14 protein-coding genes are annotated in these 16,348 nt (G+C 66.6%); 11 read left to right on the top strand and 3 right to left on the bottom strand.

Features of this window, described 5'->3' with window-relative positions; translation table 11 throughout:
- Positions 1 to 96 precede the first annotated feature (96 nt).
- The 8 genes from iolC to AC1DEY_RS06600 all read left to right on the top strand — a co-directional run bounded on the left by iolC (position 97) and on the right by AC1DEY_RS06600 (position 10,109).
- Complete coding sequence (gene iolC, locus AC1DEY_RS06635; RefSeq protein WP_476867255.1) at positions 97 to 1,101, top strand: 5-dehydro-2-deoxygluconokinase; 1,005 nt, start codon at positions 97 to 99, stop codon at positions 1,099 to 1,101.
- Positions 1,098 to 2,108: a Cgl0159 family (beta/alpha)8-fold protein gene (locus AC1DEY_RS06630; protein ID WP_476867254.1), complete on the top strand. Its 1,011-nt coding sequence runs from the start codon at positions 1,098 to 1,100 to the stop codon at positions 2,106 to 2,108. The genes iolC and AC1DEY_RS06630 overlap by 4 nt, the downstream gene beginning before the upstream one ends.
- Before the next feature lie 39 nt (positions 2,109 to 2,147).
- Positions 2,148 to 4,076 (top strand): 3D-(3,5/4)-trihydroxycyclohexane-1,2-dione acylhydrolase (decyclizing), encoded by a 1,929-nt coding sequence (iolD, locus tag AC1DEY_RS06625; RefSeq protein ID WP_476867253.1) that lies wholly within the window; start codon positions 2,148 to 2,150, stop codon positions 4,074 to 4,076.
- Positions 4,077 to 4,113: 37 nt separating this feature from the next.
- A complete protein-coding gene (locus tag AC1DEY_RS06620) occupies positions 4,114 to 5,646 on the top strand; it encodes a CoA-acylating methylmalonate-semialdehyde dehydrogenase (RefSeq protein ID WP_441409946.1) in 1,533 nt (510 codons plus the stop codon).
- Positions 5,647 to 5,735: 89 nt separating this feature from the next.
- Positions 5,736 to 6,647 (top strand): sugar phosphate isomerase/epimerase family protein, encoded by a 912-nt coding sequence (locus AC1DEY_RS06615; protein ID WP_476867252.1) that lies wholly within the window; start codon positions 5,736 to 5,738, stop codon positions 6,645 to 6,647.
- Between the two features lie 16 nt (positions 6,648 to 6,663).
- Entirely contained in the window at positions 6,664 to 7,677 is a 1,014-nt protein-coding gene (locus AC1DEY_RS06610) for a Gfo/Idh/MocA family protein (RefSeq protein WP_476867251.1), read from the top strand.
- 81 nt (positions 7,678 to 7,758) lie between these two features.
- Entirely contained in the window at positions 7,759 to 8,634 is an 876-nt protein-coding gene (locus tag AC1DEY_RS06605; protein ID WP_476867250.1) for a sugar phosphate isomerase/epimerase family protein, read from the top strand.
- On the top strand, positions 8,631 to 10,109 hold the full coding sequence (locus tag AC1DEY_RS06600; RefSeq protein ID WP_476867249.1) for a sugar porter family MFS transporter: 1,479 nt from the start codon (positions 8,631 to 8,633) through the stop codon (positions 10,107 to 10,109). The genes AC1DEY_RS06605 and AC1DEY_RS06600 overlap by 4 nt, the downstream gene beginning before the upstream one ends.
- Positions 10,110 to 10,215: 106 nt before the next feature.
- On the opposite strand, the gene AC1DEY_RS06595 is transcribed toward AC1DEY_RS06600, so the two are convergent.
- On the bottom strand, positions 10,216 to 10,665 hold the full coding sequence (locus AC1DEY_RS06595) for a MarR family winged helix-turn-helix transcriptional regulator (protein WP_441409951.1): 450 nt from the start codon (positions 10,663 to 10,665) through the stop codon (positions 10,216 to 10,218).
- Positions 10,666 to 10,844: 179 nt separating this feature from the next.
- Between AC1DEY_RS06595 and AC1DEY_RS06590 the strand changes: the two genes are divergently transcribed.
- Complete coding sequence (locus AC1DEY_RS06590) at positions 10,845 to 12,074, top strand: MFS transporter (protein WP_476867248.1); 1,230 nt, start codon at positions 10,845 to 10,847, stop codon at positions 12,072 to 12,074.
- Between the two features lie 27 nt (positions 12,075 to 12,101).
- On the opposite strand, the gene iolB is transcribed toward AC1DEY_RS06590, so the two are convergent.
- Positions 12,102 to 12,998, bottom strand: a complete 897-nt coding sequence (gene iolB, locus AC1DEY_RS06585; protein WP_476867247.1) for a 5-deoxy-glucuronate isomerase — start codon at positions 12,996 to 12,998, stop codon at positions 12,102 to 12,104.
- 149 nt (positions 12,999 to 13,147) lie between these two features.
- Positions 13,148 to 13,888 (bottom strand): GntR family transcriptional regulator, encoded by a 741-nt coding sequence (locus AC1DEY_RS06580; protein ID WP_476867246.1) that lies wholly within the window; start codon positions 13,886 to 13,888, stop codon positions 13,148 to 13,150.
- A gap of 346 nt (positions 13,889 to 14,234) precedes the next feature.
- Between AC1DEY_RS06580 and AC1DEY_RS06575 the strand changes: the two genes are divergently transcribed.
- On the top strand, positions 14,235 to 15,233 hold the full coding sequence (locus AC1DEY_RS06575; RefSeq protein ID WP_441409955.1) for a substrate-binding domain-containing protein: 999 nt from the start codon (positions 14,235 to 14,237) through the stop codon (positions 15,231 to 15,233).
- A gap of 53 nt (positions 15,234 to 15,286) precedes the next feature.
- The gene (locus AC1DEY_RS06570; RefSeq protein ID WP_441409956.1) at positions 15,287 to 16,336 is read left to right on the top strand and encodes an ABC transporter permease; all 1,050 of its coding nucleotides are present in this window, start codon (positions 15,287 to 15,289) and stop codon (positions 16,334 to 16,336) included.
- Positions 16,337 to 16,348 lie beyond the last annotated feature (12 nt).

The following is a 16,348-nucleotide window of genomic DNA, read 5'->3' as shown; positions in this document are numbered from 1 at the left end:
AGTAGTGGATGTGGTCCGGCTCACGCCGACCGCCCAGCGCCGAAGCTCAGGCTGCGCAAAGGTACCGAGTTCACACCAGAAAGGTCCGCGATCACCGTGACCCACGAACTGCTCACGATCGGGCGCATCAGCGTTGATATCTACCCGAACGACATCGGGGTGGATCTGGAGGATGTCACGTCCTTCGGAAAGTACCTTGGCGGATCACCGTCCAACGTGGCAGTCGCCGCGGCCCGCCACGGCCGACGCGCGGCCGTCATCACCCGGACCGGCGACGACGCCTTTGGCAAATACCTGCACCGCGAACTTCACAAGTTCAACGTGGACGATTCCTTCGTCACCGCTGTCAAGGAATGGCCCACCGCGGTCACGTTCTGCGCCATCAAGCCGGCCACGGACGAGTTCCCGCTCTACTTCTACGGCCGGTTCCCCACCGCCCCTGACCTGCAGATCAAGGCCGAGGAGCTGGACCTGGACGCCATCCGGGACGCCGGGATCTTCTGGTCCACCGTCACCGGCCTCTGCCAGGAACCCAGCCGCAGCGCCCAGCTGGCGGCCCACGAGGCGCGGCCCCGGACCGGGCTGAAGCCGGGCCAGTTCACCATCCTGGACCTCGATTACCGGCCGATGTTCTGGTCCTCCGAGGAAGAGGCCCGGGAACAGGTCGCCAAGATCCTGCCCCACGTCACCGTGGCGATCGGCAACGACAAGGAATGTGCGGTCGCCGTCGGCGAGGGAACCCCGGACGAACAGGCCGACCGGCTGCTCGCGGCCGGCGTCGAAATCGCCGTCGTGAAGCTTGGCCCCGAAGGGGTCATGGCCAAGACCCGCACCGAGCGTGTTGTCTCCGCCCCCGTACCGGTGGAAACCGTCAACGGACTCGGCGCCGGCGACTCCTTCGGCGGGGCGTTCTGCCACGGGCTGCTCTCCGGCTGGCCGCTGGCCCAGGTCCTGGACTTCGCCAACGCCGCCGGCGCCCTGGTCGCCTCCCGCCTGTCCTGCGCCGACGCCATGCCGACGCCGGAGGAAGTCACGGGCCTGCTTGCCGAACGCGGCCGCCTGGTGCCGGGTACCTACGCCACCGAAGGAGCAACACTGTGAGTGTCCATACAGCCTCCGCCGCCCTCGCGGTGGACGATGATCCCCGCCGCTACGAGCGCCTGAGCATTATCCGGCTCGAAGACCCCGAAGCGATCGCCCGTGCCGCCAAGGCCCGGCGCCGCCACCCCGGTGTCCGGGCCCACCGGCAGAACTTCATTGTCGCGGCCGACCACCCGGCCCGCGGGGCACTCGCGGTGGGCAACGATCCCGTGGCCATGGCTGACCGACGCCAGCTCCTGGACCGCCTCCAGATTGCCCTGGCCAACCCGGACGTGGACGGTGTGCTGGCCTCGCCGGACATCATGGACGACCTCCTCCTGCTGGGCGCGCTCGAGGGCAAGTTGCTCTTCGGCTCGATGAACCGCGGCGGGCTTTCCGGACTGGTGAACGAATTCGATGACCGGTTCACCGGCCACACGGCGGCCGCACTCGAGGCCTTGGGCGCCGACGGCGGCAAGATGCTCACGCGCATCTGCCTCGGCGACCCGGACACGGTGGCGACGCTCGAAGCGACCGCGCGGGCGATCGACTCCCTCGCCGAGCGCAGGCTGATCGCCATGGTGGAACCGTTCCTCTCCGTCCGCGAGAACGGCAAGGTCCGCAACGACCTCTCCACCAACGCCGTCATCAAGTCGGTCGCCATCGCCGAAGGCCTCGGCGCGACCAGCGCCTACACCTGGATGAAGCTCCCGGTGGTGGCCGACATGGAACGCGTCATGGCGTCCACCACCATGCCCACCGTGCTCCTTGGCGGAGACCCGGAGGGCAGCCAGGACGATGTGTTCGCCAGCTGGCAGGCGGCCCTCTCCTTGCCCGGCGTCCAGGGCCTCACTGTCGGCCGGACCCTGCTCTATCCCCAGGACGGCGACGTGGCCGGAGCCGTGGCAACTGCCGCCTCCCTGCTGCACCACACCGACTCAGGCCACGCCGCCTCAGGCCGCACCGCCTCAGGCCACACCGACTCAGGCCACACCGAACCCACCCGTACCGAAGAAGCATCGGAGTAACTTCCCATGGGAATGAGAACTGCCTCAGGAACACGCAGAATGACAGTCGCCCAGGCTGTCGTGGAATACCTGTCCAAGCAGTACACCGTCGATTCGGTCGGCGGCCAGGACTTCAGGGAACGCCTGATTCCGGGCACGTTCGGCATCTTTGGCCACGGCAACGTCGCCGGCGTCGGCCAAGCGCTCAAGCAGTACCAGCAGCTCGACCCGAGAATCATGCCGTACTACCAGGGCCGCAACGAGCAGGCCCAGTCGCACCAGGCCGTCGGCTTCGCCCGGCACACCCGGCGCCGCCAGACCTTCGCGATCAGCACCTCGATCGGCCCGGGTTCCTCGAACCTGCTCACCGGTGCGGCGCTGGCCACCACCAACCGGCTGCCGGTCCTGCTGCTGCCGTCCGACACGTTCGCCACCCGCGCCGCCGACCCTGTACTGCAGCAACTCGAGCAGCCCTACGCCTACGACATCACCGTCAATGACGCCTTCCGGCCGCTGTCCAAGTTCTTCGACCGCGTCTCGCGGCCCGAGCAGCTGTTCTCCGCGTTCCACCACGGCCTCCGCGTCCTCACCGACCCGGCCGAGACGGGCGCCGTCACCATCTCGCTGCCGCAGGACGTCCAGGCCGAGGCCTTCGACGTGCCCGAGGAATTCCTCGCCGAGCGCGAATGGCGGATCCGCCGCCCGGACGCCGACGACGAGGACATCCGCCGCGCCGCCGACGCCATCCGCGCCGCCAAGCGACCGCTGATCATCGCCGGCGGCGGCGTGCTCTACGCCTACGCCAACGAGGAACTGGCCAAGTTCGCCGAGCTCACCGGAATCCCGGTCGGCAACACCCAGGCGGGCGTCGGCGTGCTGCCGTGGGACCACAAGTTCTCCCTCGGCGCGATCGGCTCCACCGGCACGACGGCGGCCAACGCCATCGCCGCCGAAGCGGACCTCATCATCGGCATCGGCACCCGCTACGAGGACTTCACCACCGCGTCCCGCACGGCGTTCCAGAACCCGGACGTGAAGTTCATCAACATCAACGTCGCCCCGATCGACGCCTACAAACACGGCACCTCCCTGCCGATCGTGGCGGACGCCCGCAAGGCCCTGGCCAAGCTGAACCAGGCCCTCGGCGGCTACCGGATCGGCGCGGACCTCGAACAGCAGATCGCGAATGAGAAGGCCCGCTGGAACGCCACCGTGGACGAAGCCTTCGACACCCGCTTCACGCCGCTGCCGGCACAGAACGAGATCATCGGCGCCACGAACCGCGCCATGGATGCCCAGGACGTCGTCATCTGCGCCGCCGGTTCCCTCCCGGGCGACCTGCACAAGATGTGGCGGGTCCGGGACCCGTTCGGCTACCACGTCGAATACGCCTACTCCTGCATGGGCTACGAAATCCCGGGCGGACTAGGCGTCAAGCGCGCAGCCCTGGCCGAAGCCGCGAAAGGCGGGACGCAGCGCGACGTCGTCGTGATGGTGGGGGACGGCTCCTACCTGATGATGCACACCGAACTCGTCACCGCCGTCGCCGAGCGGATCAAGCTGATCGTCGTCCTGATCCAGAACCACGGCTACGCCTCGATCGGCTCGCTCTCGGAGTCCCTCGGCTCCCAGCGCTTCGGCACCCAGTACCGTGCGCTGGATCAGGAACAGCACAGCTTCGACGACGGCGACCGGCTCCCGGTGGACCTGGCCCTGAACGCCGAAAGCCTGGGCGTGAAGGTCATCCGGATCGAACCGGGGGGGAAGGTCATCGCCGAGCTCGAACAGGCCATCCGCGACGCCAAGGCCGCCCCCGAAAACGGCGGACCGATCGTCATCCACGTCGAATCCGACCCGCTGCTGGACGCCCCCAGCTCCGAGTCGTGGTGGGACGTTCCGGTCTCCCAGGTCTCCGAGCTCGAGTCCACCAAGCAGGCGTTCCAGACCTATGTCGACCACAAGGGCCGCCAGCGCAAGCTGCTCGGCTGATCCCCCTTCGAACTTCAATCACTCAAGGAAGAGTCCCATGACTGCCACCACTGACCAGAGCACTCAGACCCAGAGCACCAAAACCATCCAGCACTTCATCAATGGCGCCGAAACCGCAGGCACCGGCACCCGCACCCAGCCCGTCTACAACCCCGCCACGGGCGCCGTCTCGGGCGAGCTGCGGCTGGCCAACCGGGAAGACCTCGACGCCACGGTCGCCGCCGCCCGCGCCGCCGCCGATTCCTGGGGCGACATCTCCCTGGCCAAGCGCACCGCGGTGCTCTTCAAGTTCCGCGAACTGGTCGCGGCGCACGTGGATGAGCTCGCCGAGCTGATCACTGCCGAGCACGGCAAGGTCCTTTCCGATGCCAAGGGCGAGATCGGCCGCGGCCTGGAGGTCATCGAATTCGCCTGCGGCATCCCGCAGCTGCTCAAGGGCGACTACTCGGACCAGGTCTCCACCGGCATCGACGTCTTCTCCTTCCGCGAGCCGCTCGGCGTCGTCGCCGGCATCACCCCGTTCAACTTCCCGGTCATGGTGCCGCTGTGGATGGCCCCGATGGCGATCGCGACCGGCAACGCCTTCATCCTCAAGCCCTCCGAGCGCGACCCCTCCGCCTCCATGCTCCTGGCCAAGCTCTGGAAGCAGGCCGGCCTGCCCGACGGCGTGTTCCAGGTCCTGCACGGCGACAAGGAAACCGTCGACGGCCTGCTGACGCACCCGGACGTGGACGGCATCTCCTTCGTCGGCTCCACCCCGATCGCGAAGTACGTCCACGAGACCGCCACCGCCCACGGCAAGCGCGTCCAGGCCCTCGGAGGCGCGAAGAACCACGCGATCATCCTGCCCGACGCCGACCTCGATAACGCCGCCGACCACCTCGCCGCCGCCGCCTTCGGCTCCGCCGGCGAACGCTGCATGGCGATCTCCGTCGCCGTCGCCGTCGGTGACGCCGCGGACCTGCTGGTCAAGAAGGTCGAAGAACGCGCCCTCGCCGTCAAGGTCAACAACGGCACCGCCCCCGGCGCCGACATGGGACCCGTGATCACCCCGGCGTCCAAGGAACGGATCGTGAAGATCGTCACCGAGGCCGAAACCGCGGGCGCGGCCATGGTGGTGGACGGCCGTGACCTCGTGGTCCCCGGCCACGAGGACGGATTCTGGGTCGGCCCCACCGTCCTGGACCACGTCAAGACCGAAATGACGGCCTACACCGAGGAAATCTTCGGCCCCGTCCTCGTGGTCGTCCGCGTAGAGGACCTCGACGCCGGCATCGCCCTGATCAACTCCAACCCGTACGGCAACGGCACCGCGATCTTCACCTCCTCCGGAGCCGCGGCCCGGAAGTTCCAGCGCTCCGTCACCGTGGGCATGATCGGCATCAACGTCCCGCTGCCCGTGCCGGTGGCCTACCACTCCTTCGGCGGCTGGAAGGCCTCGCTGTTCGGCGACAAGCACATCTACGGCCCCGAGGGCGTGTCCTTCTACACCCGCGGCAAGGTCGTCACCTCCCGCTGGCCCGAACCCACCCACGCCTCCGGCGCCTCCTACAACTTCCCCTCCAACTGACCCCCAACAACCATGATCGATTGCTTCGTAACTGCCGTTTTGAGCGTCCAAAAGGGCACCTGCGGAGCAATCGATGAGAAGGAATGGAAATGGCTGAGAACAAGCTGATCATCGGCACCGCGCCGGACTCCTGGGGCGTCTGGTTCCCGGATGACCCCAAGCAGACCCCGTGGGAACGCTTCCTCGACGAGGTCGCCGAATCCGGCTACAAGTGGATCGAACTCGGACCGTACGGTTACCTGCCGAACGATCCCACCCGGCTGGCCGAGGAGCTCAAGGCCCGCGACCTGAAGGTCACCGCCGGAACGGTCTTCACAGCGTTCCACCGCGGGCTGGACCAGTGGGAAACGGCGTGGGAGCCGGCCCGCAAGGTCGCCGAACTCACAGCGGCCATGGGAGGCGAACACATCGTGGTCATTCCCGCCATGTGGCGCGACGACGTCACGGGAGAGGCCGTCGAAAGCGGCAACCTTACCGAGAAGGCGTGGGGCGACTTGTTCGCCGGCCACAACCGCCTGGGCAAGACGCTGCTGGAGGACTTTGGCCTGAAGCAGCAGTTCCACTCGCACGCCGACTCCCATGTCGGTGCGCAGGAGGACATCGAGACCCTGCTCGCCGCGACGGACGCCAAGTACCTCAACCTGTGCCTGGACACTGGCCACGCCGAATACTGCGGGGCCTCCAGCCTTGAGCTGATCAAGAACTACCCGGACCGGATCGGCTACCTGCACCTCAAGCAGATCAACCCGGACATCCTGAAAAAGGTCAACGCGGAAAACATGACCTGGGCTGCCGCCAACCTGGCCGGTGTCATGACCGAGCCGCCGAACGGCCTGCCGGACTTGCGCGCCGTCATCGAAGCCGTCGAGGCGCTGAACCGGCCGATCTTTGGCATTGTGGAGCAGGACATGTACCCCGTCGCCTTCGACGTGCCCATGCCGATCGCCAAGCGCACCCGGAACTACCTGCTCTCCTGCGGCTCCCGCACGGCCGTCAACTAGAACTGAGGACAAGATCATGACCAAGACCCTCCGCGTAGCTGTCATCGGCGCCGGCCGTATGGGCGCAGACCACATCCAGCGGCTCAACACCCGCATCCACGGCGCTGAAGTCGCCGCCGTCGTCGACGTCGACCTCGCCCGCGCCCAAGCCGCGATCGAAGGCATCCCCGGCGCCGTCGCCCTCGCCGACGCCGAGGAAGCCCTCAACAACGGCGACGTCAACGCCGTGCTGATCGCCACCCCCGGGTTCCTGCACGAGGACATCCTGCTCAAGGCGATCGCCAAGGACATCCCCATCCTCTGCGAGAAGCCGCTCACCCCGGATGCCGAGTCGTCCTGGAAGGTTGTCGAGGCCGAGCAGCTGCTGGGCCACAAGCGCATCCAGGTCGGCTTCATGCGCCGCTTCGACGCCGAATACGCCGCGCTTGGCAAGATCATCCGCGACTCCGAACTCGGCGAACTGCTCATGCTGCACCACCAGCACCGCAACCCCACCACCCCGGCGGGCTTCACCAACGAGATGCTCATCAACGACTCCGTGGTGCACGAATTCGACGCCATCCGCTACTTCACCGGCGAGGAAATCACCTCGGTCCAGGTCCGCCTGGGCAAGGCCACACGGAACGCCCCGGCCGGGCAGCACGACCCGCAGCACGTGCTGATCGAAACCGAGTCCGGCGTCCTGGCCGACGTCGAGATCTACGTCAACGCGAAGTTCGGCTACGAGGTGGCCACCCAGGCCTCCTTCGAGGACGGCATCGTCAGCATCGGCGGCGACCAGGGCCCGTACACCCGCAGCAACGGCCGCTGGGGCGGCAATGTCACCCCCGGCTTCGAGGAGCGGTTCGGTGCAGCGTACGACGTCGAAATCCAGTCCTGGGTGGACGCCGCCCTCCGTGATGAGATCGGCGGCCCCACCGCCTGGGACGGTTACGCCACCGCCGCCTGCTGCGAGGCCGGCGTCGAGGCGCAGAAGAACGGCGAAAAAGTCGCCGTGAAGCTCAACGCCAAGCCCGCCCTCTACCGCTAGAACCTCTGTCGGCCGGCCGCCCTGTATTGCAGGGCAGCCGGCCGGCCGCACGCCCACCAGATCCACAATGGAGTGTCCACCGTGAAAATCGCCCTTGACCCCACGCCGTTCCACCACAGCCACGGACTCCTTGAGTTCCCTCGCGTGGTGGCCGACCTCGGCTACAAGTACATGCAGATGACCCCGCACGCCGATTTCATCCCGTTCTTCAACCACCCGAAGGCCGACGACGAGCTGGTGGGCCAGCTGAAGTCGGCCTGCAAGGACGCGGGAATCGAAATCGCCTCGGTGCTGCCCGTGCTGCGGTGGTCCGGGCCGGACGAGGACGCCCGCGAGGCCGCCGTCCGTTACTGGAAGCGCGCCATCCAGATCACTGTGGACCTCGGCGTGGGCACCATGAACACCGAGTTCAGCGGCCGGCCGGAGAAGGCCGAGGAATCCGAGCGCGCCTTTTACCGCTCCATGGAGGAGCTGCTCCCCATCATCGAGCGGGAGGGGATCGACCTGCTGATCGATCCGCATCCGGATGACTTCGTCGAGGAGGGCCTCGCCGCGATCCGGGTGATCCGCGGGCTGAACTCGAAGAACGTTGGCCTGGTCTACGTGGCCTCGCACAGCTTCCACATGAAGAACGAGCCGCTTGAGATCATGAGGGCCGCGGGGGACAAGCTTCGCCTGGTCCACGTCGCCGACACCATGAATCACCACGCCTCGCACGGGCTGCGCTACATCACCAACCCGCCCGGCAACCCGGTGCGGGTGCACCAGCATTTGAAGATCGGCGACGGCGACGTCAACTGGGACGAGTTCTTCGGCGGTCTGAAGGAAATCGGCTTCCTGGACCGCGAGGACACGGTCATGGTCTCCAGCGTCTTCGCCGAGGACGACAACGCCGCGGAGGTCTCCCGCTACCAGCTGGAGACGATGCAGCAGCGCGTCGCGAAGGCGAGCCTATGAGGGCGGGGGACAGAACGACATCCGCCACTACACAGTCGGACACAACAGAGCCCGCCTCAAGGGAGTTGACGGACCCGGCTCCGGGCGGAGCGTCCAATCCCAAGGGCTTCATGCGGCGGGTGGCGCTCTTCTCCACGTTCGGCGGTCTCCTCTTCGGCTATGACACCGGAGTGATCAACGGCGCCCTGCCGTTCATGCAGCGGGACCTCGGCCTCACCCCGCTGACCGAAGGGCTTGTAACCTCCACCTTGCTGTTCGGTGCGGCGTTCGGCGCCATCTCGGCAGGCAGGCTCTCGGACCGCTTCGGCCGGCGCAGGACCATCATGGGGCTCGCGATCATCTTCGCGGTGGCCACCATCGCCTGTTCCCTGTCGCCCAGCACCGAAATGCTCGTCGCCTCCCGCACCCTGCTCGGCCTCGCCGTCGGCGGCGCGTCGGTGATCGTTCCGGTGTACCTGGCCGAAATGTCCCCGTCAGCCCAGCGCGGGCGCATCGTGACGCAAAACGAGCTCATGATTGTCACCGGTCAGTTCCTGGCCTTCACGTTCAACGCCGTGCTGGGCAACGCTTTTCCTGAGGCCTCTCACGTGTGGCGGTGGATGCTGGTCATCGCCACGCTGCCTGCGGTCATCCTATGGCTTGGCATGCTCCTGCTGCCGGAAAGCCCGCGCTGGCTGGCCTCCGCCGGCCGCTTCGGCGAAGTCCTCGACGTGCTGCGCCGGACCCGTGCCGCGGAGGACGTGTCCACCGAGTTCGACGAGGTCCGGCAGGCCGCCCGGGAGGACTACCAATCCAAGCTCGGCACCTTCCGTGACCTCACGGTGCCGTGGATCCGGCGGATCTTCGTAGTCGGACTGGGCATGGCCGTGATCAACCAGATCAGCGGCGTCAACGCCATCATGTACTACGGCACCTCCATCCTCTCCAGCTCCGGCTTCGGAGACCAGGGCGCCCTGATTGCCAACGTCGTCAACGGCGTAACCTCGGTGGTCGCCGTCGTCGTCGGGATGTCCCTGATGTCGCGCCTTCCGCGGAAGTCCATGCTGATCGCCGGCCTGGCCGGCACGGCAACGTCCCTGCTGGCTATCGGCGTCATCTCTCTGCTCATCCCGGAAGGCATCCTCCGCGGCTACCTGGTCCTGCTGTTCATGGTCACCTTCCTCGCCTCGATGCAGGCCTGCATCGGCACCGTGACATGGCTGACCATGGCCGAAATCTTCCCGCTGCACGTCCGCGGCATCGCCATGGGCATCTGCGTGTTTGTGCTGTGGATGATCAACTTCCTGATCGGGTTCTTCTTCCCGCAGATGGTGTCCTGGATTGGCGTCTCGGCGACGTTCTTCATTTTCGTCGCGCTCCAGATGGCCGCCATCGTCTGGGTGAAGCGCGTGGTCCCGGAGACCCGGGGCAAGAGCCTGGAGGACCTGGAACACTTCTTCAAACAGGCCGCCGCCAAGCAACCCATCACCGTCTAACCGTACAAAGCGTCCAGCCGTACAAACCGAAAGCCCCGCCCCTCGGATGTCCGTGGGGCGGGGCTCTTCTGCGTTCTTACTGCGTTTCGGGCGAGGCGTGGCAGCGCTAGACGCCTACGTGCAGCCGGGGGAGGGCGTCCACCAGGGGTGCCAGTTCCGGCACTTCCTGGGCCTCGGCCAGCGCCCGCTCCAGCGTGGCGTCGTGGACCGGCCTGCTCTGCTCGAGCAGTGTGATGCCGCTGGGTGTGAGCTCGGTGTAGATCCCGCGGCGGTCATCCGCGCACAGGATCCGGGTCAGCAGCCCGCGGTCCTCGAGCCTGTTGACCAGCCGCGTGGTGGCGCTCGCGCTCAGCGCCGTGGCACGGGCCAGTTGCTGCATCCGCATATGCCAGCCGTCCTGCCGGCTGAGCGCGTCCAGCACGGTGTATTCCACCACCGAGAGCTGCGCCTCGGCCTGCAGGGAACGCTCCAGCTCGGCCTCGATCAGGCCGTGCAGGGCCGCCAGGGTCCGCCAGCCTTGTGCCCGGACCTCGACGGCGTCGTCCTTGATGCCCATCTGCTGATTCCCTTCAGCTCGCGTGCCCGGCGGGGTGGTGCCGGACACATCAAATAATAGTTGCTTGCGCGCTGTATCTGCTTGTGCAACAATTTGTTGTACATCAATAAATAACGCGTCTGCAATTACTAGCTTACGCGTCATACCCCTTTCCGTACAGCTTTGTAAGGAGCACCTCCATGCCTGTTGGCCTGATAGCCCTCGCCCTCGGCGGGTTCGGCATCGGACTCACCGAGTTCGTCATCATGGGCCTGCTGCCGCAAGTGGCCGCAGACTTCCACGTCACCGAGGCCACCGCTGGCTGGCTCATCTCCGGCTACGCGCTCGCCGTCGTGGTGGGAGCGCTTGGTCTCACCGCGGCCGTGACGCGATTCGAGCGCAAGCCGGTACTGGCCGTGCTGATGGTGCTGTTCATCGCCGGCAACCTCGTCTCGGCGCTCGCCCCCGACTACGGGCTGATGATGGCCGGCCGCATTATTGCCGCGCTGGCGCACGGGGCATTCTTCGGCATCGGTGCCGTGGTGGCCGCCAGTATGGTGGCGCCCAACAAGAAGGCCGGCGCGATCGCGATCATGTTCACCGGCCTCACGGCGGCCAATGTCCTGGGTGTCCCGTTCGGCACCATGCTGGGCCAGGCCGCGGGCTGGCGGGCCACGTTCTGGGCGATCACCGTCGTTGGCGTCGTTGCCCTGGCAGGCATCCTCGCCCTCGTTCCGAAAACCGGCTCCGGCGCCGCGGCTGACGGTTCTGCCACCGGCGGATTGCGCGGCGAGCTCCGGGCCTTCCGGTCCGGGCAGGTCTGGCTCTCCATCCTGGTCACCATCCTCGGCTACGGCGGCATGTTCGGCGCCTTCACCTACATTGCCTTCACCCTCACCGAGGTCACCGGCTTCTCCGCCACCACCGTCCCGTGGCTGCTGATCCTCTTCGGCGTCGGGCTCTTCATCGGCAACACCCTCGGCGGCAAGGCGGCCGACAAGAATGTGGACCGCACCCTGCTGGTGGTGCTCGCTGTCCTGGTGGTGGTGCTCGTGGCCTTCGCCCTGACCGCCGGCAACCAGCCGATGACCATCGCCACCATGGTCCTGCTGGGCGGCTTCGGTTTCGCCACGGTTCCCGGGCTGCAGATGCGCGTGATGAAGTACGCCAGCAGCGCTCCCACCCTGGCCTCCGGCGCCAACATTGGCGCCTTCAACGTCGGCAATGCCCTGGGGGCCTGGCTGGGCGGCGTCACAATCACCGCCGGCCTCGGCTACACCTCGCCGATCTGGGCCGGTGCCGGGATCACCCTGCTGGGCCTGGTGGTCATGGCGTTCGCGGCCGCGGCTGCCAAGAAGCACGACGCCGGCCGGCCGGCCGACGTCGACAGCTCCGAGGCTGAGGCAGAGACCGAGCTGCAGGCGGCCTAACGGCCTAACGGCCTAACAGCAGCGGGCCTATCGGCCGAACGGCAGCCGCGGGTCCAGGTCCTGGCCCTCCCAGGTCTGGCGGATCCAGCCGTGGTGCGGGTCGTCGCTTATGAGCCACTCGCGGACCGGGCCCGGTCCCGCCATGACGTTGAGGTAGTACATGTCGTAGCCGGGGGCGGCCATGGCGGGCCCGTGCCAGCCGTAGGGCACCAGGACGACATCGCCTGTCCGGACCTCGGCCGAAACGTCGATGGGCCGCTCATCGGAGGCGTAGACCCGCTGGTAGCCGATGGCGTCCTCGGCGCCCGGGCGCCGAGGCGCTCCGGGCGCCACGCGGGTTTCGAAGTAGTAGATCTCCTCGAGGCTGGTCTCGCCGTCTTTTTCCTCATCGTGCTTGTGCGGGGGATAGGAGGACCAGTTGCCGGCCGGGGTAAGGACCTCGCAGACGATGAAGCGGTCCGCTTCCAACGCCGCCGGGGTGCCGAAATTGTGGACCTGGCGGGAGCAGTTGCCCGCTCCGCGCAGTTCTACCGGCGTCTCGGCCGCGGTGACGAGGCGGACCGGGTAGGAGGCCTTGGCCGGGGCCGTGGCCACCGCCACCCGGCCGCCGTCGGCCGAGGCAATGGTCACCGCCTTGCCAGTTCCCGTGTAGAGCACATCACTGGGGCCGCTGAAGACACTGTCCCGGCCGGCCAGCGGATAGTCCTGGCCGTCCACGGTCGCCACGAAGGAGCCGTTGAGCGGGATCACGATGCGTTCCTCCGCCGCGGCCTCCAGTCCGACGGCGCCGCCGGCCGCCAGCGTGGCGACCTTCAGCCCGGTGTGCGCCCAGCCATCCACCGCCAATGCGGAATCGGACGTCCCGATCGAAATGTCCCACTTGCCTTCGGCGGCGGTGCCGAGTGGATAGACCCAATTGGCCATGGAAGCTGCCCTTTCGTTGTCGCGCCGGAGGAAGGCGCGTGTGTGCTGTCGGGATGGTTAGCGCCCGTCGTTGAGCGCTTATCCATGGGACCCGTTTCTCTAAACTCTTAGCGCTGAACGCTCACCGTTGAACGCTCACCTTTGAACTGTCACCTTTGAACCAGTGTCATTTCAAAGCTGTAGGAATCCGCACGGTAGACGTGGTGGCCGGTTTCCACCATGCGTCCCGTGTCGTCCACGGCGGTGCGCTCCATGGTGACCAGGGCAGAGCCGGGCGTGGTCTCAAGCAGCGGCGCCTGGTAGTCGTTGGCGATCATGGCGCCGATCCGCTGGGAGGCCAGGCGGAAATTCACGCCGCCGTTGCGCAGGATGGCGTAGAGGCCCTGCGAGGCCAGGCCTGCCTCGTCGATGGACGTGATGTCATCGCGCACCCAGTTCTCCATCAGGGCAAGCGGCTTGCCGCCCACCTTCCGGAGCCTGCTGAAGTGGTACACCTTGGCGCCGGCTGGAAGCTGCAGCGCCGTCCGGATCGTGGCGTCCGCCTCCTCATGCGAGAAGCTCAGCACGTCGGTAGTGGGTTTGCTGCCGTTGTTGCTGAGGTCGTCGTAGAGGCTCGAGAGCTCCAGCGGGCGGCGGACCTGGCTGGAGACCACCTGGGTGCCCACGCCGCGCTTGCGGACCAGGAGCCCGGAACGGACCAGCTCGTCCATGGCCTTGCGCATGGTGGGACGGGAAAGATTGAGCTGGGCGGCCAGGTCGATCTCATTTTCCAGCCTGCTGCCAGGCTCCAGCAGTCCCGTGTGGATCGCGGCCTCGATGCCCTGCACCACTTGGTGATACAGCGGTACGGGGGAAGAACGGTCGATCCGCAGATTTAGTTGATTCGCCACTGGGCGCGCTCCCTTGTGCTCCGCGGCGGCCGTAGTGCCGGCCTGTCCGCGCATGTCAGGCTATGTTCGCTTGATAGGACATACTGCCTTTTTCTGATAGTAGCAGGGCTGCCGTGGGCGGCCAAGGGTTGGTGTTCGACGCCGGGGGAGTAGGGGGTTGGTGGGCCCTTCCTGAATGATCGACCCCGCCAAAATGTCGACTGAATCGCGTTGCGTTACGTCAAAACATCCTAATGTCAGGACAAACTATTGACAACTGTGATCGGAGTCACCATGATCAGTGGAGAAGGCTCACGGACCGGCGTGATGAAGCGTGCGGGGTAGCCCGAATCAAAGGAGATTTATCGTGAAGAAGTTTTCCTGGCGGAAGGCGGCGCTGGTGGCCGCCGTCGTTCCGATGATGGCCCTTAGCGCCTGTTCCAGCACTGGCGGCAAGCCCGCGGACACGGGCAACGCAGCCGGCGGTGGCGGCCAGGCCGTCTCGACGCCCCGGCTCAAGGTCGCCCTCATCACCCACGCCTCGGGAGGCGATACCTTCTGGGATATCGTCCGCAAGGGCGCCGAGGAGGCATCGGCGAAGGACAACGTTGAACTCCTGTACACGTCCGATCCCGAAGCCGGCCGGCAGGCCCAGCTCGTCCAGCAGGCCATCGACCAGAAGGTTGACGGCATCGCTGTCACCCTCGCGACGCCGGACGCTCTGAAGGATGTCCTGAAGAAGGCCACCGACGCCGGCATCCCCGTCGTCAGCCTCAATGCCGGTGAAGGCGTCTCCCAGGCACTCGGCGCTTTCACCCACTTCGGTTCCAACGAGCAGCTGGCCGGCGAGGCCGTCGGCACCAGGCTCGCGGCGGAGGGCTACAAGCACCCGGTCTGCGTGATTCAGCAGCAGGGCCACGTTGGCCTTGAAGCGCGCTGCGCCGGCGTCAAGGCCAAGGTGCCCGGAACGGAAATCCTGTACGTCGACGGCAAGGACATGACCGCCGTTCAGTCCACGGCGACCGCCAAGCTCCAGGCGTCCAAGGACGCCGACGTCATCATCGGCCTCGGCGCCCCCATCACCCTCACGCTCCTCAAGTCGGTCACTGATGCCGGCAGCTCCGCCAAGGTAGCAAGCTTCGACCTGAACGCGGATCTCGCCCAGAAGATCGTTGACGGAGCTGTCCTTTTCACCGTGGACCAGCAGCCGTGGCTGCAGGGTTACAGCGCAGTTGATGCGCTGTGGCAGAACAAGCGCGGCGGATTCAAGCTGGGCGGCGGACAGTCGGTCCTCACCGGCCCGAGCATCGTAGACAAGAGCAATGCGGCTGATGTCCTGAAGTTCGCCCAGCAGGGTATCCGCTAACAGTCCGCTGGCCGGGCCGGCCCCGTGCCGGCCCGGCAGCAAGGAGAATCATCATGACCATCACCCAGACAAAGACAAAGTCGCCGGCGCCCGATGAGCGCGTCGCCAAGCGCAGTCCGTTCCAGAAACTGCTGGGACGTCCCGAGGTCGGTGCCCTGGTGGGCGCGATCGTCCTTTTCATCTTCTTCGCGTTGGTGTCCCCGACGTTCACCCAGCCCAACGCCTTCGCGACCATCCTGTACGGCTCCTCCACGATCGGGATCATGGCCGTCGGAGTGTCCTTGCTGATGATCGGCGGGGAGTTCGACCTCTCCACCGGCGTCGCGGTGATCACCTCGGCGCTGACCGCGTCGCTGTTCAGCTGGAACTTCAGCACCAACGTCTGGGTCGGCGTAGGCCTGGCCCTGGTGGTGTCCCTCTCGATCGGGTTCATCAACGGCTGGATCCTGATCAAGACCAAGCTGCCCTCCTTCATCGTGACCCTGGCGACGTTCCTGATGCTGACCGGCCTGAACCTGGGCCTGACCCGGCTGATCGGCGGCTCGGTGTCCTCACCGTCAATCTCGTCCATGGACGGCTTCGCCTCCGCCCATGCGGTCTTCGCCTCCTCGATCAGTATCGGCGGCGTCGAGGTCAAGATCACCGTGTTCATCTGGTTCGCGCTCGTCGCGGTGGCCACCTGGGTGCTGATGCGGACCCGGGTGGGGAACTGGATCTTCGCCGTCGGCGGGGACGCGAACGCGGCCCGCGCCGTGGGCGTGCCGGTCAAGGCCACCAAGATCGGCCTGTTCATGGCCGTGGGGTTCTGCGCCTGGATCCTGGGCATGCACAACCTCTTCGCCTTCGACGCCGTGCAGTCCGGTGAGGGCGTGGGCAACGAGTTCCTCTACATCATCGCCGCGGTGATCGGCGGCTGCCTCCTGACCGGCGGATACGGCTCGGCGATCGGCGGCGCGATCGGCGCGTTCATCTTCGGCATGGCCAACAAGGGCATCGTCTACGCCCAGTGGAACCCGGACTGGTTCAAGTTCTTCCTGGGCCTGATGCTGCTGCTGGCCACCATCGTCAACCTCATCGTCAAGCGCCGCGCGGAACTGAAGTAAAAGGGGCCCGGA

The sequence above is a fragment of the Arthrobacter sp. 05T47 genome (genome assembly GCF_056395825.1).
Note: the sequence above shows the minus strand (reverse complement) of the source record. Positions and strands in the feature narration are given on the sequence as shown.

Bases quoted from the DNA above. Each gene is read 5' to 3' on its own strand.
- iolD (WP_476867253.1), top strand. From the start codon at position 2,148: ATGACAGTCGCCCAGGCTGTCGTGGAATACCTGTCCAAGCAGTACACC.
- AC1DEY_RS06620 (WP_441409946.1), top strand. From the start codon at position 4,114: ATGACTGCCACCACTGACCAGAGCACTCAGACCCAGAGCACCAAAACC.
- AC1DEY_RS06615 (WP_476867252.1), top strand. From the start codon at position 5,736: ATGGCTGAGAACAAGCTGATCATCGGCACCGCGCCGGACTCCTGGGGC.
- AC1DEY_RS06610 (WP_476867251.1), top strand. From the start codon at position 6,664: ATGACCAAGACCCTCCGCGTAGCTGTCATCGGCGCCGGCCGTATGGGC.
- AC1DEY_RS06600 (WP_476867249.1), top strand. From the start codon at position 8,631: ATGAGGGCGGGGGACAGAACGACATCCGCCACTACACAGTCGGACACA.
- AC1DEY_RS06595 (WP_441409951.1), bottom strand. From the start codon at position 10,665: ATGGGCATCAAGGACGACGCCGTCGAGGTCCGGGCACAAGGCTGGCGG.
- AC1DEY_RS06590 (WP_476867248.1), top strand. From the start codon at position 10,845: ATGCCTGTTGGCCTGATAGCCCTCGCCCTCGGCGGGTTCGGCATCGGA.
- iolB (WP_476867247.1), bottom strand. From the start codon at position 12,998: ATGGCCAATTGGGTCTATCCACTCGGCACCGCCGCCGAAGGCAAGTGG.
- AC1DEY_RS06570 (WP_441409956.1), top strand. From the start codon at position 15,287: ATGACCATCACCCAGACAAAGACAAAGTCGCCGGCGCCCGATGAGCGC.